This window comes from Sulfuricella sp. (assembly GCA_041651995.1).
GTDB lineage: Bacteria > Pseudomonadota > Gammaproteobacteria > Burkholderiales > Sulfuricellaceae > Sulfurimicrobium.
In genome coordinates, this window is sequence record JBAZID010000001.1 from 474,398 (window position 1) to 494,406 (window position 20,009).

The window sequence follows — 20,009 nt, forward strand, 5'->3', positions numbered from 1 at the left end:
CTCCTTTCTTCCCGCCTTTTTCTTTTCGGAACAGACAATTTGATATGGAAAAACTTGCGAAAACCGGCACGTCATCATGGAATCCCCTATTTCGTTATCAGCGTTTCCACTATGTGGACAAACGCGTCCATTTTATGGGAACTTTCCCGGAGAATCCATCATGATCAGACGTATAACTTCAATTCAACGAAATATTCCTTGATTTTCGGCATGTTGTAGACGGGATAACCGCTTTCGCGCTCTATCGAGGCAATGGCCTCCTGCTGGCCCTGCGGAGTTTCCGTGGCGAGCACGAACCACATGTTGAGCGCATGATCGCGGGCATAGTTGTGAGCCACCTCTGGCATCCGATTGACTACCCCGGCTACCCGCTCAAAATCCCCCGGGGGAATTTTCATTGCCGCCAGACTCAACCCGCCACCCATGCGCTCAGCGTGGTACATCGGGCCGAAGCGAGTGAGCACCCGCTCCTGCAAAAGACGTCCCAGCCGGCCAAGCAGATCCTGCTCGTCAATGCCCAATTCCCTGGCTATTGCAGCATAAGGGCGTTCACAAACGGGGAAGCCATCCTGCAGGCGATTGACGATGGCACGGTCAAGCGCATCCAGTCCGGTCATGCCGCCGCTCTGGCATAACGTGCGCCACACTGCTTGAAGCGGCGAGTGCTGAACAACACTTCATAAGAAATATGTTGCAGTCCGCATCCTTGACGCATTTCATCCACGCGCGCCAGAACTTCCTCGCGGTCGTGGCCATGGATCATGCAGAACAGGTTGTAGCGCCAGACCGGCAGGCGGCGCGGGCGGCGGTAGCACAGGGTCACAAATTCCAGTTTGCCCAGGCAGTGGCCGAGCGAGCTGACTTCCTCATCCGGAATATCCCACACCACCATGGCATTGGCGCGATAACCCAGCTCATGATGGCGCACGACCACCCCCATGCGCTTGATCACGCCCTGCCGGATCAGGCTTTGCAGGCACTCGATCACCCTGGCCTCGGACATTCCCTGGCTTGTAGCCACTGCCGCATAAGGGTGCGCCACCAGCGGCAGCCCGGACTGAATATCTGCGATCACGCGACTTTCGTCCGGGCTGGGCAGATAAGGCTGGCGCGGCGAGCCGGCGTGGCTATCGACAAAGGCATTGCTTTTGCGCCGGCTGCCGGTCATGTCGAAGCCCAGGTCAATATGATAATCCTCCATCAGAGGCAGAAACAGCACCCGGCATGCCGAGCGCTCCTCGATTTCCTTCAGCACCCGCTGCAGCGCGACTTCATCCGGAGCCGCCACCACAAACCACAGGTTGTAATGGTGCTCGCGCTGATAGTTGTGATTCACTTCCGGATAGCTGCTGACCATTGCGGCAACTTTTTCCAGGTTTTCCTCCGGCACCGCCAGCGCAGCCAGCGTGCTGGCACCAATGCTGCGTGGGCGGAAAACGGCTCCGACGCGGCTGACCACGCCCTGCCGCTGCAGGCGGTTCAGGCTGTCCACCACATCACCCTCGGTGACACCCAGCTCGTGCGCTATTGCGTCAAATGGCGCCGCCAGCAGCGGGAATTCATGCTGATAGTCATTTAGAAGACGATTTTCCAGTGATGTATTCATAAGCCGGTCCGATGTGCGCGGTGGGTAAAGAAGATGCCGCTCGGGCTGTCTGCCTGCAGATCGCCCAGCCTGGCAAAGCTCTCGCTATCGTAAATCTCTACGCGATTCTCATCACGCAAGGAAAGCCAGACATGCTCCCCGCGCGGGGTAAATTCAAGATGCAACACACCCTTGCCGGGCTTGAAAGTGTGAACAATCTTGCGGCTCGGCACATCGATCACCTGCACCGTATCATTGTGAGGAAAAGCGAAATTCACCCACACCTGGCGGTTATCCGGGCGCGCCACCACAAAAACCGGCTGGCCATGCACCGCAATGCGCCCGACTTCGTTCCAGCCGCCCTGATCAACCACCAGCACCTCGTGACGCCCCACCGCCGGCACCAGCAGTTCATTTCCTGTGGCCGCCCATCCCTCAAGGTGAGGCATCTTGAATACCGGCAGCTTTTGCTCGCCCCTGCCATAACCATCCAGGACGCGCTTCACTCCGGCAGAAAGATTCCACAGATCGAGCATCGCAAGACCGTCCTCGCCAAACAGTCCTGCCAGATAATAGCGCCCATCGGCCGTGATCATGGCGTCATAGGGTTCCTTGCCGATATTTTTGAATTTCCGCAGCGCGGGCGAAGCCGGCGTTGTCATATCCGCCACCCAGATTTCCCCCGCTTCGAACAGACTCCACACGAAGCGGTTACCCGGTGCATCCACCAGCCCCACCACCTTGGAAGGTTTACCGGCCTCGTCCAGCGAAGGAATATCCGCCACCAGATCCAGCGTAGCGGCATCGAATACCTTGACGCCACCCGGCGTGTAGTTGGCTACCGCGACCAGCTTGCCGTCCTGGGAAATTGCGCCGCCAATGCTGTTGCCGGATTGCAATACTCGCTTGACGATGCGCATTTCCAGCAGGTCGACCTTGCTCAGGCCGCCATCACGGCCAAACACATAGGCAAAGCGGCCATCACGAGAGAAATTCAAGGAGGCATGAGAGAGATCACCCAGGCCGGGCACCCTTCCAAGCACGGAGCGCCCGCTGGTCTCCACGATTTCCACCCGGCCTTTGGCACGCTCGATTACCACCCCCAAGTCACCCGTGCCGCGCAGTTGAGGCGTAGCGCAGGCGGAGAGCAGGGAGATTGCAAGCACCGCCATCACGGCTTTAATGCTCATCAGGAAATCCTTTTAGCAAGTTGTCCACAATCCACTTGGCCTCATTTTCGTTAAGGAATGCGCCCCACGGCGGCATCGGGGTGCCCGGACGGCCATAGAGAATGGTAGCGGCCAGGCTCTCCGGAGGTTTGTCGCGCAACTGGGCGGGCAACAGCGCCGGGCCGAGACCTCCAGCCAGCGTCATGCCGTGACAGGAACCGCAATCCTGGCGCACCAGCCTCACCAGATCGGCCTGCCGCTGCAATCCCGGGAGTTCATCCGCCAGAACACTCCTGACTCCGCCCGTCACACTGAGAACCAGACACAGCAGGCCATAAAAAAGGGGGCCATGCAGCCCCCTTTGTACCCGGAGGGAGAGGCTGTTCACATCAAGCGCAAAAAACCACACCCTTGGCCACCCTCTCCATGATTATTTAGCTGCCGTAATATCGGCCTTGGAATCGATCCCCAGGCTGTAACCGAAGGAAACATGGTGGAAACGGCCAGCCGAGTGATCGTTATGAATGGCAAAGCCCATGTTGTAGGTCTTGCCGGAAGCCAAGGCGATATCACCCTCCCCGCCGGTCAGTTTGCGGGTGAAAGTCACGGTCCAGGTATCGCCATCTTTCTTGCCTTCCGCACTCACCAGCGCCTTGCCGCCTTCCATCACACGCTTGTCGGCCACATAGCCGTCAACCGGCTTGGCGCCCTTGCCGCTTTTCCATTGCATCAGGTCGTAGTAATTGCCGCTGGCAAGCGAACCACCGGTGACATACTTGGTTTTCTTGTCGTCGGCACCGGGCATGGTACGTGCGTCAGTGTGGCAAGTGCCCCAGCAACCGCCCGCCAGACCCATCTGCACATCCTTGCCCTTGGAGTCCTTGGTCACCACCTTGTTGTCTTCCAGCATCACCGCCAGTTTGACAGGGTTGTCCTTGTCCATTTTCTCAACGCCGCCCTTGGGCTCTTTCCAGCTGAAACGCAGGTAGAGGTTGGCGCCGTCATTGGCTGCCTGCACGGTCACCGGGATGGTTCCGGTATGGCCGCTGATTGGCTTGGGCTCGAGCTTCTCGCCCTTGAGAATCTTGTCGGCAGCAATATCAATGGTGTGTTTCTTTTCATCCTCATGGCAGCCGGTGCAGCGCTCACCTTTTGAAATTCCTTTGGCGCCACCGTGATCAGTGCCCTTCATGATCCACTCCAGGCCCGAAGTGCCCGGGTGAAACACGGTCACACTGCGTGACGGCACCTTGCTCCAGTCCGGGGAAGCCACCGCGGACCCAGCCATACCGGCCAGCAACAAGCCCAAGGCGGAAGTGGCAATCAAAGTCTTATTCATGTTCAAGCTCCTATCGAATATGTTGTGCGATTTCATTCATGCGGCGATCAGCAGTGTTTAACCGCCAGCCTCTTCCTCTGTCATCCCTTCAGGCTTCTTGTGGGCGATACCCTTGTGGCAGTCGATACAGGTCATGTTGTCTTTTTTGGCATTTTCATGCTGTTTTGCTGCCCTGCTCTTCTGCTTTTCCACATCCATGCCTTCAAACGTGTGGCAGTTGCGGCACTCGCGTGAATCCGAGGCTTTCATCCGCGCCCATTCGTGGCGCGCCAGTTCCAGGCGCTTGGCCTCGAATTTTTCCTTGGTATCGATGGTTCCCGTGATTCTTCCCCACACCTCGCGGGAAGCCTGGATCTTGCGCATCATCTTGTGCGACCAGTCCTTGGGCACGTGGCAGTCGGAACACGCCGCACGTACGCCGGTGCGGTTGGAATAGTGAATGGTTTTCTTGTATTCCTGATATACGTTGTCCTTCATCTCGTGACAACCGATGCAGAACTCAAGCTGGTTGGTGGCTTCCATACCGGTGTTGAAGCCCCCCCAGAACAAAATTCCGGCGACAAAACCGCCGCCGAGCAAAGTGAGGAGAGAGTATTTCGCACTGGGCGAGCGCAGTTTTGCCCACCATCCCTGTTTTGCTGCCATATATTTCTCTCCTCAGCTGAAAATTATGCGGCGGGCCAGGGTTGTTCCCCCGCCCGCCGGGTCAGGTCTTAGTAAATGTCGTGCTGGGTATTAAGAATGTTGAACTTTCCGGTCGGCGTGATCAGCTTCGGATCCTTGATCACGTGCTTCAGCTTGCGGGTCTTGTCATCCATGATCACGATCGCGGATGGCTCGGTTTTGCCGGCCCACAGGGAGAACCACACTTCATCACCAGTCGCGTTGTATTCCGCATGCACCGCGCGCTTGACCGCCTTGGATTCGGGCAGGTCTGCCAGCTTGGCGATGTTGATGATTTCCGGCGCCTTGTCCAGATTCCTGATGTCATACACGCTCACTGACTCGGCCACTTCCTTGTCCGGATTCAGAGGCGCATCAGCCCACAGGTTCTTGGACTTGGGATGGGTCTTGACGAACAGAGAACCCGCACCGTGATTCTTCAACTCGGCCACCACCTTCCAGGCATGCTGCTTGTGCTTGGCAGGATCGGTACCGATCAGTGAAATCACGTCTGCACCCAGGTGGGAAGTCGCCCATACCGGTCCGAATTTGGGATGCACGAAGTTGGCGCCACGACCGGGATGCGGCTTGGCCTTGGTATCGACCAGTGCAGCCAGCTTGCCGGTCTTGGTATCAACCACTGCCACCTTGTTGGAAGCATTTGCTGCCACCAGGAAGTAGCGCTTGGTCGAATCCCAGCCGCCGTCATGCAGGAACTTGGCGGACTCGATGGTGGTTTCCTTGAGGTTCTTGATGTCGGAATAATCCACCAGCCTGATCATGCCGGTTTCCTTGATGTTCACTACCCATTCCGGTTTGTCCTCGGTCGCCACGATCGAAGCCACACGCGGCTCGGGGTGATACTCACCGTCTACCGTCATGCCACGGGTGGACATGATTTTCAGCGGCTTCAGCGTATCGCCTTCGGTGATCACGTACTGAGGCGGCCAGTAGGAGCCGGCGATCGCGTACTTGTCCTCATAGCCCTTGAACTTGGAGGTTTCCACCGAACGCGCCTCGATGCCGATCTTGAGAGTCGCCACCACGGTGGGCTTGTCAAACCACATATCGATCAGGTCCAGCTTGCCGTCACGGCCAATTACGTAGACATAGCGGCCGGACTTGGATACACGGGAAATATGCACGGCATAGCCGGTTTTCACGATACCCCAGATCTGCTTGGTGTCACCGTCGATCAGCGCAACTTCGCCGGAATCACGCAAGGTCACCGAGAAAACGTTCTTCAGGTTGATCTTGTTCATCTGCTTCTTGGGGCGATCTTCCGGCTTGATGACCAGCTTCCAGCTGTTCATCATCTCCTTCATGCCCCACTCCGGCGGCGTATCAGGAGTCATCTGGATGTATTTCGACATCATGGAAAGCTCATCCTTGGTCAGGATGTCGTCAAAGTTGACCATCCCGCCATCGGTGCCATAACTGATGATTTTTTCAAGCCTTGCCTGGCCCAGCTTGAGCGTATTGACCGGCTCCAGATTTTTGCCCGTGGCGCCCTTGCGCAGAATGCCGTGACAACCGGCACAACGCTCGAAATAAATCTTGGAAGCAGCTGCCTTCTGTTCCGCCGTCAGCGTAGGCTCATCAGCAGCAGACGCAACATTGAAAACACCAGCAACCGACATGGCAAGAACCGATGCAGCGAAATACGGCTTCTTCATTTGACACCTCCTTAAAAGATTTATTTAAATCCATGAACACCACAGGGTCATAAACCCTATGGCCGCATCATGTTCCAAGGGAAGGGAGCGAACCTTGATGCACGTCAAGTTTTTTTGACTTCAGACGTTTGCACAAGCTTGCGCCAGCCAATAACAACCATGCAACTCAAGAATGAAGAATTGTTGATCTGTGTCAATGCAAAACAACACAAATACCCACATTCTTGTATCCAGTATTCTCAGCCAGGATGAACATCCAAAACATGCATATCTCCGGAGTACTCGTACATGCCCGCCCCGGGTGTGCTGCGCAGGTCCATGAACGGCTTTCCGCCATTCCCGGTGTGGAAGTCCATAACAGCGACGTTGAAGGCAAACTGATCGTCACCCTCGAAAAAGAGGACGAACAGACAACGGTGGATACTTTCGGACTGCTCAACGAGCTACCCGACGTGCTCTCCGCCACCATGGTGTACCACCATTTCGAACCCGAAACAGATTCAAAATAATTCAGCAGAGGAGACCCAAAATGGAATTGACTCGCCGTGAATTTGTAAAACTCAGTGCAGTCGCCGCCACCGCCACAGCCGCCGGCGTCACCGTACCCGGCGCCCAGGCAGCGCTGGCAGCGGCAGGCAATAGCGGGGTGCGCTGGGACAAGGGCGTATGCCGTTTCTGCGGCACCGGTTGCGGCGTCCTGGTGGGCACCAAGGATGGCCGCGTGGTGGCCACCCAGGGTGATCCGGACGCGCCGGTCAACAAGGGCCTCAACTGCATAAAGGGCTATTTCCTTTCCAAGATCATGTATGGCAAGGACCGCCTCACCCAGCCCATGCTGAGAATGAAGGACGGCAAATTCGACAAGAACGGCGAGTTCGCTCCCATCAGTTGGGACCAGGCTTTCGATATCATGGCGGAGAAATGCAAGGCCGCGCTCAAGGCCAAGGGCCCCAAGGGTGTCGGCATGTTCGGCTCGGGCCAGTGGACGGTGTGGGAAGGCTATGCCGCCGCCAAGCTGATGAAAGCAGGCTTCCGCTCCAACAACCTCGACCCCAACGCACGCCACTGCATGGCTTCCGCCGTGGCCGGCTTCATGCGCACCTTCGGTATCGACGAGCCGATGGGCTGCTATGACGATGCCGAGCATGCCGACGGCTTCGTGCTGTGGGGCGCCAACATGGCCGAGATGCACCCCATCCTGTGGTCGCGCATCACCGACCGCCGCCTCACCGGCAAGGATGTCCGGATTCACGTGCTCTCGACTTTTGACCACCGTTCCACAGAGCTGGCTGACAACACGCTGATTTTCAAACCCCAGAGCGATCTGGCGATCCTCAACTACATCTGCAACTACATCATCCAGAACAATGCGGTGAATGAAGAGTTCGTTAAGAAGAACGTCAACTTCAAGAAAGGGGTCACCGACATCGGTTATGGCCTGCGCCCCAAGCACCCTCTTGAAGTGGCCGCCAACAACAACGGCTATCCCGGCGCCGATGGCAAGCCCAAGGGCAACCCGAACAATGCCTCGCCGATGACTTTCGACGAATTCAAGGCGTTCGTGTCCGAGTACACGGTGGAAAAAACTTCTGAAATTTCCGGCGTGCCCAAGGAAAGGCTGATTGAACTGGCCAAGCTCTACGCCGACCCGAAGAAGAAAGTCACATCCTACTGGACCATGGGCTTCAACCAGCATACGCGCGGCACCTGGGTCAACAACATGATCTACAACGTGCACCTGCTGGTGGGCAAGATTTCCGAGCCCGGCAACGGCCCTTTTTCCCTCACCGGCCAACCCTCGGCCTGTGGCACGGCGCGCGAGGTGGGCACTTTCGCCCACCGCCTGCCCGCCGACATGGTGGTGATGAACCCGAAACACCGCGAAGCCACGGAAAAAATCTGGCAGTTGCCCGCCGGCACCATTCCCGACTGGATCGGCTCGCATGCGGTGAAACAAAGCCGCGATCTCAAGGACGGCCTGATCAATTTCTACTGGACCTCCACCACCAACAACATGCAGGCTGGCCCCAACATCAACGGCGAGATTTATCCCGGCTGGCGCAATCCCGACAATTTCATCGTGGTCTCCGATGTCTACCCCACGGTATCGGCCGTTTCCGCCGACCTGATGCTGCCCTGCGCCATGTGGATGGAGAAGGAAGGCGCTTACGGCAACGCCGAGCGCCGCACCCAGTTCTGGCGCCAGCAGGTAAAGGCGCCGGGCGAATCCCGCTCCGACCTGTGGCAGTACATGGAATTCTCCAAGCGCTTCAGGATGGAAGAAGTATGGCCGGCCGAGCTGCTGGAAAAGGCGCCGCAATACAAGGGCAAAACCCTGTATGACGTGCTGTTCGCCAATGGCGAGGTCAACAAGTTCCCGCTGGCCGAGCTGAAGAAGGTCAACGAACACGGCATCAAGAACTACAGCAATGACGAATCCACTGCCTTCGGCTATTACGTGCAGAAAGGGCTGTTCGAGGAATACGCCCAGTTCGGCCGCGGCCACGCGCACGATCTGGCCAACTTCGACACCTACCACAAGGCGCGCGGCCTGCGCTGGCCGGTGGTGGACAACAAGGAAACCCTGTGGCGCTTCCGCGAGGGCTATGATCCTTACGTCAAGAAAGGCGAGGGGGTCAAGTTCTACGGCAACCCCGACGGCAAGGCGGTGATCTTCGCCCTGCCCTACCAGCCCGCCGCCGAGATGCCGGACAACGAGTTCGACCTGTGGCTGTGCACCGGCCGCGTGCTGGAACACTGGCACACCGGCTCCATGACGCGGCGCGTGCCGGAGCTTTACAAGGCGGTGCCGGATGCCTGGGTGTTCATGCACCCGGAGGATGCCAAGAAGCGCGGCCTCAAGCGCGGCGACAAGGTCAAGGTGATCAGCCGGCGCGGCGAAATCACCACCCTGGTGGAAACCCGCGGACGCAACAAGCCACCCGTTGGACTGATATTCGTGCCTTTCTTCGACGAGTCGCGCCTGGTCAACAAGCTGACCCTGGACGCCACCTGCCCGATCTCGAAAGAGACCGACTTCAAGAAATGTGCGGCGAAGATCGTTAAGGCGTGAGGGGTGAGGAGTGAGGGGTGAGGAGAAAAACCCCCTTTCCCCTGACCAATATCATGGCAGCCAACACTAACTCCCGGCGGCAGTTCCTGCTCGACATGGCCAAGACCGCCTGCGGTGTTGGTATGCTCGGCCTGGGGCTGGGCTTGTACGCCCGGCAGGCGCGCGCCTTGCCGCCGACGGCCATCCGCCCGCCGGGCGCTTTGCCGGAGCCTGATTTTCAGGGTGCCTGCATCCGCTGCGGCATGTGCGTGCGCGACTGCCCTTACCACATCCTGGAACTGGCGAAGCCGGAGGACGATCTCGCCACCGGCACGCCCTATTTCGTGGCGCGCAAGATACCCTGCGAAATGTGCGAGGACATCCCGTGCGTCAAGGCCTGTCCCACCGGAGCACTGGACCACCAGCTAAGCGACATCAACAAGGCAAAAATGGGCTTGGCCGCGCTGGTCGACCAGGAGACCTGCCTCAACTTCCTCGGTCTGCGCTGCGATGTGTGTTACCGCGTGTGCCCGGTGATCGACAAGGCCATCACGCTGGAGCGGGTGCACAATTTCCGTACCGGCAAGCACACCATGTTTTTGCCTACCGTGCACTCGGAGCACTGTACCGGCTGCGGCAAGTGCGAGAAATCCTGCGTCCTGGAAGTGGCGGCCATCAAGGTATTCCCGGTCCAGCTTGCCAAGGGCGAACTGGGCAAGCATTACCGGCTCGGCTGGGAAGAAAAGAAAAAGGCCGGCGAGAGCCTGGTGGCGCCGGAGATCGAGCACCAGTACACCCTGCCGGAAGGCCTCAAGTATGAACAGGGACCGGGCCTGAGCGGCGAGGCTGTCGCTCCGCCCGCGGCACCGGGAGCGCAGCCCGGCATTCCCCAGGCGCTGCACGGAGACAAGCTGTGAGCGCGGACAAGAAAATGGGGGCCGACGCCGTCATGGCAAAAGGCTGGCTGGCCGCTCACAAATGGCTGCTGCTGCGCCGTGCCACCCAGCTTGGCATCCTCGCCCTGTTTTTGCTCGGCCCTTTGGCGGGCATCTGGTTCGTCAAGGGCAACCTGGCCTATAGCCTGACGCTCGATTTTCTGCCGCTGGCCGATCCCTATGTGCTGTTGCAATCATTGCTGACCGGGCACGTACCGGAAAAACTCGCCTTTACCGGGGGCGCCATCGTGATCGGATTTTATATTCTGGCAGGAGGCCGCAGCTATTGCTCATGGGTCTGCCCCGTCAACATGGTGACCGATTTCGCTGCCTGGCTGCGGCGCCGTTTCGGCATCAAGAGCGGCGCACGTTTCTCGCGCCAGACCCGCTACTGGATGCTGGCCATGACACTGGTTCTGGCGGGCGCCACCGGCACCATCGCCTGGGAAATGCTCAATCCGGTATCGATGCTGCATCGCGGCCTGATTTTCGGCCTGGGAACGGCGTGGGCCATCATCCTTGCAGTGTTCCTGTTCGATCTGTTCATCAGCCCGGATGGCTGGTGCGGCCATCTCTGCCCGGTGGGCGCCTTTTACAGCCTGATGGGCAAAACCAGCCTGTTACGTGTCAATGCAGCGCGGCGGGCTGCATGCAACGACTGCATGGACTGCTTCGTGGTGTGCCCCGAAGCGCAGGTCATCAAACCCGCTCTCAAAGGCGCGGCGAAAGGCCTCGGGCCGGTGATCACCGCAGCCAATTGCACCAACTGCGGACGCTGCATCGATGTGTGCTCGAAAGAAGTATTCAGATTTGGTTTTCGTTTCATCAACAAGGCGGACAACAACGCCCCGCAAGGGGAAACAACCGCGCTCGGCAACAGGCCATGATCACAGGCCATGACATCATCAAAGAGGAGATCGACCATGAAAAACTCACTGCGCTTAGTCCTGGTGGCACTGTCTGCATCTGCTTTCTCACTCGCCGCCACAGCTCCGGCGCTGTCCGCGGAAAGCGCGGTCCACTCACTGCGCGGCGTGGACGCCCAGGTAGCGGATCAGGCGCCCGAAGAGAAATTCAACCCGGGGAAACGCCCCGGTTCGCAAAAACCGGTCCCGCGCACTTTTGAGCAGCAGCCCCCAGTGATCCCGCACGCAACGGAAAATTTCGATGAAATCACCCTGGAGGAAAACCAGTGCATGACCTGCCATGGCCCGGAAAAATACAAGGAAAAGAAATCACCCAAAATCGGCGATAGCCACTTCCGCAACATGCAAACCGGCGAAATCATGAAACAGGTGTCCGCCGCACGTCACGCCTGCGTACAGTGCCATGTGCCGCAGGTCGATGCCCCGCCGCTGGTGGAAAACACCTTCCAGGGCGTGCCGCAGCCGAAGGCGGCCACGAAGAAAAAGCAGTAAGTCGGCATTTCAAAAAGGGGAACAGCAAAGAAACAGCCGGCAAAAACCGGCTGTTTTTTTGCTCTGGCGGCACGCTCACTTTTGGTATGGCGCACCCCCAGACAGAAAGATTATTCTGCCTTGACGACCTGGTTGCGCCCGCCTTCCTTGGCGCGGTATAACGCCTCATCGGCCTTGCGTACCAATTCTTCCATGCTGACCACCTTGATGTCCGGCAGGCCGGCCGCGCCGATGCTGATGGTGAGACGCTTTTCACCCATACCCTCGATTGGCGTCTCGCTCACTGCCTGGCGAATTTTTTCCGCCACGCTCAACGCCTTTTCGAGGCCGGTATGCGGCAGCAAAATCACAAACTCTTCTCCGCCATAGCGCCCCACCAGATCTGATTCGCGTACCGACTCCCGCAGCACCTTCGCTACTGCAATCAGGGCGTTGTCGCCAACCTGGTGCCCGAATGTGTCGTTCACCCGCTTGAAGAAATCCACATCCATGATCAGGAGGGATAGCGGCATTTCATAACGCACCGCCTTGGAATATTCCTCGTCCAGCCTCTCGCTTATGAAGCGGCGGTTGTAAAGGCCGGTCAGGCCATCTGCGATGGAAAGGCGTTCCACCTTTTCGTGCGTCAGGGCGTTGTCGAGCGTTATTGCAATCTGGTTGGCCAGGTATTCGATCAGAGGCAACTCCTCAGCCTGATAGTGCTCAAACGTACCGAGCAGCATGACCCCCAGCACTCTCTCCTTGTACATCAAGGGAAATGCGGCCACTTCACGGGGCAAGGCCGCGGCGAACCCCAGATCGACCCGGATGTAGCAATTTTCCGGAATATGATCCAGCACCACCGAATGGCGTTCCTGGGCAGCAAATCCGGCAACGCCCTCACCCAGCTTCAGCGCTGGCAGGGCGGAAGCTTCGATGCCGTAGGTGACAAATGGCACCAGCTCTTCACCCTGCTCATTCATCAGATAGATCACGCCCAACTTCGATCCGGTCAGCTCAAGCACCTTGTCGAGTGCATTTTTCAGCAGTTCCTTTGGATTCAGGGTGGTGATCAGCAACTTGGCCAGGGAGTTGTATTTTTCTACCCGCGTCTGTTGCACGCAGATGGCATCCGCCATGCGATTGAAACCTTTGCCCAGATCATCAAATTCATCCTTGGTCACGATCTCGGTGCGCACTTCCAGCCTGCCTGCCGCAAAATCATCCATCGCGCTGACCAGTGCCCGGATTGGGCGAAGGGTGTCACGGTGGGAAAAAAAGGCAATAACCAGTGAAAGAAAACCACCCAGCACCATGAAGCCATAAACGGTCAGCATGTTGCTGCGGATGAAGGCATCGACGGCGCCGGTCTTGCTACTCGCCACCAGTGAGCCGATGACGTGCTTCTGAGCGTTCAGGATCGGCTCCGCGCTGATGAAACAGCGCTCGTTATTGATTATCGCCTGCCCTCTGAAAGGCTTGCCCTTGAGCAGCGGATCATTCACTTCCGTCGGCAGCAACTGGCCTTCGACCCAGAAGTTACCGGGGCGCCGCGATGCCGCCACGACCCTGGATTCCTGCACCAGCGCACCGAACAGGCGCGCCCCTTCACCCGAGCCATCGTGGATCAGGTTGGGCAGCCAATCATAACCATCAAGCAGTACCATGCCGATCAGGACGCCGATCACGCTGCCATCTTTCATTACCGGAACTGCCACCACGCTGGACATCACCACCCGCTCCAGGCGCAGGTAGCGTTCCGGGTTCTCGCGCAGAAAAACATCCCGTGACAGAGCCTCGGTCGACACGACGGCATAACCGTTGCTCACCACCTGCGGCAGAAGAGCGCTCAATGCCACCTGATCGCCGGAGCTGCCGTTGCGCCGGGCAATCACATTGCCCTTGGTATCCACCACCAGCCATGAATCCACAAACGGAAGATTGAATGCATAGTCCTGCAACAGGTCTACAAGCGGGGCTTTTTTCTTCTCTGCCAGCGCCTCCTTGACCAGAGGGGAAGAGGCCGAGTAACCCAGAATCACGCTAATCGTACCCAGCCGGTCGACATGTGCCGCCTGGGCGGTGCGCAAGCTGGCAGCCAGTGTGTTGGAGACGTGCTGACGCGCCACACCGGTCAGAACATCTTCCACCAGCATGGTGACGCCAATCAGCGGGATAAAGGCCACAATAAAAAAGGCGATCAGTGTTTTCCAGCCAATCGACAGCCGGAAACGCTGAGCGCCCCACACGACACGGTAAGGATTTCTTTTTTCAGCCAAGCTGGAAGCCGTTTTATTCATATCAAGCCACCCTCAAAAGTCATGCCACGTCCCCCACAAAACGGATAGCCCGGTCGCAATTATCGCCAGAACTCTGATAGAATTGCGCACAATTTTTACTTATACTGACATAAGTACATTCCAAAGCACAACAAACGCCCTGAAACAGAGAGAAAACCCCATGCGCCTCATTCCACCTGCTGCCCGCTACGCATCAACCAGCCTGATTCTTGTCTGCCTCGTGGCGATCAACGGCTGCAATCAGACCCCGCCCCCTCCTGCTGAAAAAACGCCCCCTGCCGCGGGCCAGGCCAACACCGCACCCGCGCCGGCAGGGAACATGCGCTCCAATATCCCGGTCAAGGGTGATGAGGCGCTTCCGCCCAGCCACCCGCCATTGCCGTCCGCCCCGCCGCCCCACCCATCCAGCGACGCCGGCAATCCTGCCGACCTCAACCAGCAACTGGCCTCCCAGCACCCCAAACCCGAGGGCAAGAAGAAACTCGCCGTGGTCGTGCCTGACAGCGTAAAAGGCAAGTGGGCCTCGGCCACGCTCGCCGTCACCGCCGATGGTGCAGAAAAGGAAATCAAACTGGCCATTGGCGACAAGGTTTCCCTGGGGAAAAATCTGCAACTGCAACTGGTTCATTACCTTCCGGCATACACCAGCGACTTTCAGACCGTGACCAGTTCGTCCAACCAGCAGATCAATCCCGCCATTCAGGTTCAGGCAATCGCAAACGGGCAGGTAGTCAGTGAAGGCTGGATTTTCCAGAACCTTCCCGAATTCAATTCGTTCAGCAGCGAACAGGTCAAGATACGCCTGATCTCCGCCGAACCCACCAAGAAATAAAGACCGGCTTACGGCCCGGCCAAGAGGCATACGCATGAATCAGTCCCGCTTTTTCCCCCTGCTTGGTGCAATGCTGGTCAGCAACGGCATCATGCTTGAAGCACGGGCAGCCGACGATCCGGCGCAAAATCAAAAGGAACTGAGCCAGGCCATCCAGCGCCAGATTCTGACCCTGAATGTCAATCAGGCTGACAAATACCAGATTGACTTTAATTTCTCCAGCTTTCACGGAATGTATGCCTACCGCGAGTTGTTGCTCTGGGCACAGGCGGCGCCCCAACAACAACGCAACGATCTCGTGGCCATGACGCGCGCCGGACTGGAAGCGGTGGTACGTGATTCCGGGATGGGCCTTTCCCTTCCCGGCAGCAAATGGGAAGGACAGCCTGTCGGGCTGCTTTTCAGCAAGGGCCTGCCGCGCTACACCGCCCAGCCGGATTTTGCCAAGCCGGCAACGCTCAAATGGGACCCTGCCCGCTTCGAGCGGCAAACCGCCCCGGAAACCGTCGGCCAGTCTCTTGCTGCAAAGTCACTCTACGTGCTGGAGGACACTTCCGAAGACGGGAAAAAACTCAGAGCAATATTACTGGCATCTGCCCTGCACGAATTTCAGGCCATTCTTCCTCTCCTGGAACTGGGCGGTGACAAGGGCGCCAGTCACATGCCCGCCCTGCTCAAGCTGGAACACGACAAATGGTCGGCGGTCAGCGCCTCCAGCCATCTCTACGGCCAGATGTCCCTGATCCAGGGGCTTTCCCGCTTGCACGCCCTGCTCTCGCTTCCCTCGCTGGAAAACGAAACGATCGAAGGCAAGCGCGTACCGGAATGGCGCAAGGAAGTCCGCCGCACGCTGGACAAGGTTTATCAAACCACCCTCAAGCTTCACCATGACAGCAAATCCGGCAGCTTCATCAGCGATCATGGCAACAGCAAGAGCGCCGCGGAGCGGCTCGCCGCAGATGACGCTGGCTACACCATGGAAGCACTGGCGGACCTGGCAGCGGCCCTGCAAAAAAACGATCCGCTGCGCGCGGATGTACTCGGGCGCCTGAGCGCACAGGCCGACTACATAGTAGCGCGCATGGAAGGGAAGACAGCGGCGCCGAAAACTTTCCTGGTAAAAAACAACCAGACCTTCGCTGGCATGCTATTACAGCTCGAAAACCAGTTTTCCATCGTAAATGGCCTGCTGGCTGCGGAACAAGCCATCGGCAAGGAACATTACGGCAAGGTCGCGCTGGATATCTTCAATGCCGTCCGTCCGCTCCTCTGGTCAGCCCAGGCAGGAATTTTCCGTTCCGCTGCGGGCCAGACAGTCACCGCCTATGACGGGCGCGTGTTCGGGCTGACGCTGGCCACCTGGCGGCACCTTGAAAAACGGCTCCCGCCGGGCGAAGCCAGACAGCATGGCGACCGCCTGATCGAAGCAGTGCTCAAGCAGGGCGGCCTGATGCAGGCTGAAGGCCCGGCCACGGGAGAACCCAGACAACCGGAAGCGTTCATTCAGGACGATCTGCCGCAACTGGTAAGCAGCGTCCTTGCCCTGAAAAAAGAAGAGCGCCCGGAAAAAATTACCGCAGCCGTCAAAACCTTGAGCGATCAGGATGGCGATGGAATTCCAGGCTCTCGTTTCGGCGGCGGACGTTACGGGGCAGCGCCTGTGCTCATTATCCAGACCAGCATCAAAACCCCTTTTGACGCACCACCGGATGCAGCAAATCCACCTGACACCACCACTCCACCTAGGAGCACGCCATGAAATCGCCCCTGATTATCGCACTACTGCTTTTATGCAGCGCCCCCGCAGCCCACGCCTTCGGCGGCATGGGCAACCCGGACCGGGGAAAAATGATTTTCACCCAGCGTTGCACCATGTGTCATGGCGAAGATGGACGCGGACGCGATGGCATGGCTGCCGATCTGGTGGGCGAATGGCACCGGCTCACCAAATCCGACCAGGAACTGAGCCATAACCTGCGCTCGGGCGCCCTGCGAACCCAGGGCAAAATCTATTCGGCAGGCCAGTGCCCGCCCCAGATGATGAATGACCGCGACATGAACGACGTGCTGGCCTTCCTGCGTAATTCATTTGGCACGCCCCAACTCGATTTCGGCCGTTAAGCTCGCCAATGAACAAGCCCATCAGGCTTCTAATGGAACCATCATGCCTCGCCTCCCTGTTCATATTGCGCTGCCTCTCCTGATTCTGTCTCTCGCTCCGGCTGCTCCGGCTTTCGCTGCCGAGCCGGCGCCATCCGCACAGGCCACGACAAAACTCGCCTTTATCGGCCTTGAGGCGCACGCGCCAGCAGCCTGGACCATGGTGCCGCCAGCGACCGACAAACGGCTGGCGCAATTCAAGATTACAACACCCGGCGAGGGCATGACGGCTGAAGTGATCGTCTATTATTTCGGCAAGGGCGACGGAGGAACGGCAGAGGCCAACATCGAACGCTGGCAAGGCCAATTCGTCAGCACGAAAGACCACCCCGTCATCCCGGCCGTCAATCGCTTCGAATCCAACGGCATGACCATCACCACTGCCGAATTGCATGGCGCCTATGCGCGCGGAATCGGTGTCGGCCCCGTGGGCGTCCCCAAGCCCGGTCAGACCCTGCTCGCCGCTGTAGTGGAAACACCCGAAGGCAACCTCATCATCCAGCTTCACGGCAAGGCTGCAAGCGTAAGCGCCCAGAAGGGCAGCTTCCTCGCTTTTGTCCGTTCGATTCGTGGCGAGACCATCTGACGCTTACTTAATTTTCAAGAAAGGCCACAAAATGTCCAGCACTAATATCAGCTCCGGCGGCGGCATGTACGGAACCTCCCCGCGCAAACCTCTTTTCGCGCTACTGATGTCCGCCTGCCCGGGGCTGGGGCAGCACTACGCGGGCCACATGAAGCGTGGGATCCTGTTCTACATCGCCCTGGTCATCGCCTCCTGGATGGCGGCGATCGCCTTCATGTCGATTCAAAGCAAGCTCAGCATCATCCTCCTCGGCGTACCCTTCATCGGTGTGGGACTGATCGCGCTCGACGCCTACGCCTGTGCCCGCCGCCAGCCACGCGACTATCACCTGCAGTGGTTCAACAAGCCCTGGATTTATGCCGTGGTTTTCCTCACCCTGCTGTTCACGGTCAACCCGCTGATGGATTTCCTGGTTGGCCAGCATGTAGTAAGAGCCTTTTTCATGAACTCCATCAGCATGTCGCCGACCATCCTCGACCGCGATATCGTGCTGATCAACAAACTGGCCTTTCCCAAACGTGGCGAAATCGCGCTGATCAAATTAGGGAAGAGCAAACCCAGCGCCAAACTGACACAGCTCATCGACGATCAACTCATCAAGCGCATTATCGCCCTTCCCGGCGACACACTTGAAATCCGTGACGACGTAGTGTGGATCAACGGCCAGAAAATCGACGAATCCTATGCGCACTTCAAGGGCGTGCTCCGCTTCAATAGCACACAACGCTCGAATTTCGGCCCCAAACTGGTTCCATCCGGGTACTACTTCGTCATGGGCGACAACCGCAACGAAAGCATCGACAGCCGTATCCTTGGCTACATCCACGAAGACCAGGTCGGCGGCACGGCCACCAAGGTATTCTGGTCGTGGAACTTCGACGAAGGCGGCATCCGCTGGGATAGAACGGCCAGGAGCCTGAAGTAAGTTACAAAATTTCGGGCTGAAGCCCGACCTACATCCGTAATCTGGATATTTGTAGGTCGGGCTTCAGCCCGAAAATGTCGGGTTAAAACCCGACCTACGGACCCGCCGCCATGCCTTACACCCATCTCCGCAAAAGCAGGTTCTCCCAAACCGGGATGGTGTATCACGTCACAACTGTCACTCTTGACCGGACGCCGCATTTTGCGGAGCTCGACAAGGGGCGCAAGGTGGTGCGGGAACTGAAAACCCTACAGGAACAAGGCAAGGCAGAAACGCTATGCTACGTCCTGATGCCAGATCACCTGCACTGGCTCATGGTCTTGCAGGATGACAATTTGCCCGAGGTGATGCGTCTGCTGAAAGGACGTTCCGCCCACGCCATCGGGCAAGCACTCTGGCAAGCCAACTATTACGACCATGCCGTGCGGCAGGAAGAGGATTTACGCAAGATGGCACGCTACATGGTGGCCAACCCATTGCGCGCCAACCTGGTCAACAGCATCGGCGATTATCCGCTGTGGGATGCGGTCTGGTTGGATGACGCCTTGTCGGGTTGAAACCCGACCTGCGTTCAGCACCCACGATTTTTTGTAGGTCGGGCTTCAGCCCGACAACCCCTACTTGAACAGATACTGCCCATGAATACTGCGCATGATCAGCAGCAGGCCGTAGGTGGTAAACAGCATCATGGCATAGGGCAAGAGCGCGACCACCGCCCAGCGTTTTCCGCGCCATGCCGGCTTGTGCCGCAGGTGAAGCACGAACGCATAAGCCATAAGCGTGGCGAATGCCCAGCTCTCGATCGGGTCCCAGCCCCAGTAACGGCCCCAGGCCAGGCTGGCCCAGTACGAACCAGCCGCCACCATCGCTGCCCAGAGAAAGAATGCCCACCCCGCCAGCCTCCCCGCCAGTGCTGGCAGGTCGGGGCTGGTGATGCGCCCCGCGAGCCAGGCCAGGTGCACGCCTGCCGCCAGCGTACCCGCGCCGATGGCGAAGGAATTGAGCTGGGCGTGGATAATCAGCCAGTTAGTGCGTAGCGAAGGGTCCATGGGGAAAGCGCCCCGGCTATGGAACAAGGCCCATGCCACGCCCAGCCCCGCCACGCCCAACGCCAGCAAGCCTGCCGGACGCAACTCCGGCAGGCGCCATTGCACGGCAAGAAAGACCAGGGTCACCGCCAGGGCATCCACCGTCAGATCTTCGTAGCGGGTAATGATGGGAATCTGCCCGATATCCTGCCAGCGCAGGGACAACAAGCCGAGGTGCAACAGGGCGCCCAGCAGGGCAAGCGCGATGGCAAGACGCTGCGTGCGCGCACTTGACGGCCAGAGCAGCAGTGCCGCGCCCAGGTACAGGGCCGCGATGCCGCCCTGAAAAAATGCGGTCACGG

The 20,009-nt window shown here is 58.4% G+C and carries 20 protein-coding genes; 11 read left to right on the forward strand and 9 right to left on the reverse strand.

Annotation, left to right across the window (positions count from 1 at the left end):
• Window positions 1–164: 164 nt before the first annotated feature.
• The 7 genes from WC392_02275 to WC392_02305 all read right to left on the reverse strand — a co-directional run bounded on the left by WC392_02275 (window position 165) and on the right by WC392_02305 (window position 6,432).
• The gene (locus WC392_02275; protein MFA5241182.1) at window positions 165–617 is read right to left on the reverse strand and encodes an AsnC family transcriptional regulator; all 453 of its coding nucleotides are present in this window, start codon (window positions 615–617) and stop codon (window positions 165–167) included.
• Window positions 614–1,606, reverse strand: a complete 993-nt coding sequence (locus WC392_02280) for an Lrp/AsnC family transcriptional regulator (protein ID MFA5241183.1) — start codon at window positions 1,604–1,606, stop codon at window positions 614–616. Before WC392_02280 ends, WC392_02275 begins: the two co-directional genes overlap by 4 nt.
• Window positions 1,603–2,775: a cytochrome D1 domain-containing protein gene (locus tag WC392_02285; GenBank protein MFA5241184.1), complete on the reverse strand. Its 1,173-nt coding sequence runs from the start codon at window positions 2,773–2,775 to the stop codon at window positions 1,603–1,605. The genes WC392_02280 and WC392_02285 overlap by 4 nt, the downstream gene beginning before the upstream one ends.
• On the reverse strand, window positions 2,765–3,142 hold the full coding sequence (locus WC392_02290; GenBank protein ID MFA5241185.1) for a cytochrome c: 378 nt from the start codon (window positions 3,140–3,142) through the stop codon (window positions 2,765–2,767). The genes WC392_02285 and WC392_02290 overlap by 11 nt, the downstream gene beginning before the upstream one ends.
• A gap of 42 nt (window positions 3,143–3,184) precedes the next feature.
• Window positions 3,185–4,093 (reverse strand): ethylbenzene dehydrogenase-related protein, encoded by a 909-nt coding sequence (locus WC392_02295; GenBank protein ID MFA5241186.1) that lies wholly within the window; start codon window positions 4,091–4,093, stop codon window positions 3,185–3,187.
• 57 nt (window positions 4,094–4,150) lie between these two features.
• Window positions 4,151–4,738, reverse strand: coding sequence for a NapC/NirT family cytochrome c (locus WC392_02300; GenBank protein MFA5241187.1), 588 nt, complete (start codon window positions 4,736–4,738; stop codon window positions 4,151–4,153).
• Between the two features lie 68 nt (window positions 4,739–4,806).
• On the reverse strand, window positions 4,807–6,432 hold the full coding sequence (locus WC392_02305; protein MFA5241188.1) for a cytochrome D1 domain-containing protein: 1,626 nt from the start codon (window positions 6,430–6,432) through the stop codon (window positions 4,807–4,809).
• Between the two features lie 263 nt (window positions 6,433–6,695).
• On the opposite strand from WC392_02305, the gene WC392_02310 reads away from it, so the two are divergent.
• From WC392_02310 to WC392_02330, 5 genes are read left to right on the forward strand one after another with little or no spacing between them, the layout of a single operon-like run.
• Complete coding sequence (locus WC392_02310) at window positions 6,696–6,941, forward strand: chaperone NapD (protein ID MFA5241189.1); 246 nt, start codon at window positions 6,696–6,698, stop codon at window positions 6,939–6,941.
• Window positions 6,942–6,961: 20 nt separating this feature from the next.
• On the forward strand, window positions 6,962–9,505 hold the full coding sequence (napA, locus tag WC392_02315) for a nitrate reductase catalytic subunit NapA (GenBank protein ID MFA5241190.1): 2,544 nt from the start codon (window positions 6,962–6,964) through the stop codon (window positions 9,503–9,505).
• A 17-nt stretch (window positions 9,506–9,522) separates the two neighbouring features.
• Window positions 9,523–10,401 carry a ferredoxin-type protein NapG gene (gene napG / locus WC392_02320; protein ID MFA5241191.1) on the forward strand — a complete coding sequence of 293 codons (879 nt, stop codon included), beginning with the start codon at window positions 9,523–9,525 and terminating at the stop codon, window positions 10,399–10,401.
• On the forward strand, window positions 10,398–11,306 hold the full coding sequence (gene napH, locus WC392_02325) for a quinol dehydrogenase ferredoxin subunit NapH (protein ID MFA5241192.1): 909 nt from the start codon (window positions 10,398–10,400) through the stop codon (window positions 11,304–11,306). Before napG ends, napH begins: the two co-directional genes overlap by 4 nt.
• 36 nt (window positions 11,307–11,342) lie before the next feature.
• Window positions 11,343–11,837 carry a nitrate reductase cytochrome c-type subunit gene (locus WC392_02330; protein MFA5241193.1) on the forward strand — a complete coding sequence of 165 codons (495 nt, stop codon included), beginning with the start codon at window positions 11,343–11,345 and terminating at the stop codon, window positions 11,835–11,837.
• 110 nt (window positions 11,838–11,947) lie between these two features.
• Here the strand turns inward: WC392_02330 and WC392_02335 are convergent, their stop codons facing one another.
• Window positions 11,948–14,095 carry a diguanylate cyclase gene (locus WC392_02335; GenBank protein ID MFA5241194.1) on the reverse strand — a complete coding sequence of 716 codons (2,148 nt, stop codon included), beginning with the start codon at window positions 14,093–14,095 and terminating at the stop codon, window positions 11,948–11,950.
• Between the two features lie 181 nt (window positions 14,096–14,276).
• Between WC392_02335 and WC392_02340 the strand changes: the two genes are divergently transcribed.
• The 6 genes from WC392_02340 (at window position 14,277) to WC392_02365 (ending at window position 19,176) form a co-directional block, all read left to right on the forward strand.
• Window positions 14,277–14,948, forward strand: a complete 672-nt coding sequence (locus WC392_02340; protein MFA5241195.1) for a hypothetical protein — start codon at window positions 14,277–14,279, stop codon at window positions 14,946–14,948.
• 34 nt (window positions 14,949–14,982) lie between these two features.
• The gene (locus tag WC392_02345; protein MFA5241196.1) at window positions 14,983–16,707 is read left to right on the forward strand and encodes a hypothetical protein; all 1,725 of its coding nucleotides are present in this window, start codon (window positions 14,983–14,985) and stop codon (window positions 16,705–16,707) included.
• The gene (locus tag WC392_02350; protein ID MFA5241197.1) at window positions 16,704–17,069 is read left to right on the forward strand and encodes a cytochrome c; all 366 of its coding nucleotides are present in this window, start codon (window positions 16,704–16,706) and stop codon (window positions 17,067–17,069) included. Before WC392_02345 ends, WC392_02350 begins: the two co-directional genes overlap by 4 nt.
• A 43-nt stretch (window positions 17,070–17,112) precedes the next feature.
• The gene (locus WC392_02355) at window positions 17,113–17,694 is read left to right on the forward strand and encodes a hypothetical protein (GenBank protein MFA5241198.1); all 582 of its coding nucleotides are present in this window, start codon (window positions 17,113–17,115) and stop codon (window positions 17,692–17,694) included.
• A gap of 31 nt (window positions 17,695–17,725) precedes the next feature.
• A complete protein-coding gene (gene lepB, locus WC392_02360; GenBank protein MFA5241199.1) occupies window positions 17,726–18,619 on the forward strand; it encodes a signal peptidase I in 894 nt (297 codons plus the stop codon).
• 110 nt (window positions 18,620–18,729) lie between these two features.
• Window positions 18,730–19,176: a transposase gene (locus WC392_02365; GenBank protein ID MFA5241200.1), complete on the forward strand. Its 447-nt coding sequence runs from the start codon at window positions 18,730–18,732 to the stop codon at window positions 19,174–19,176.
• A 60-nt stretch (window positions 19,177–19,236) separates the two neighbouring features.
• Here the strand turns inward: WC392_02365 and ccsA are convergent, their stop codons facing one another.
• Entirely contained in the window at window positions 19,237–20,007 is a 771-nt protein-coding gene (gene ccsA / locus WC392_02370) for a cytochrome c biogenesis protein CcsA (GenBank protein MFA5241201.1), read from the reverse strand.
• Window positions 20,008–20,009: the final 2 nt, after the last annotated feature.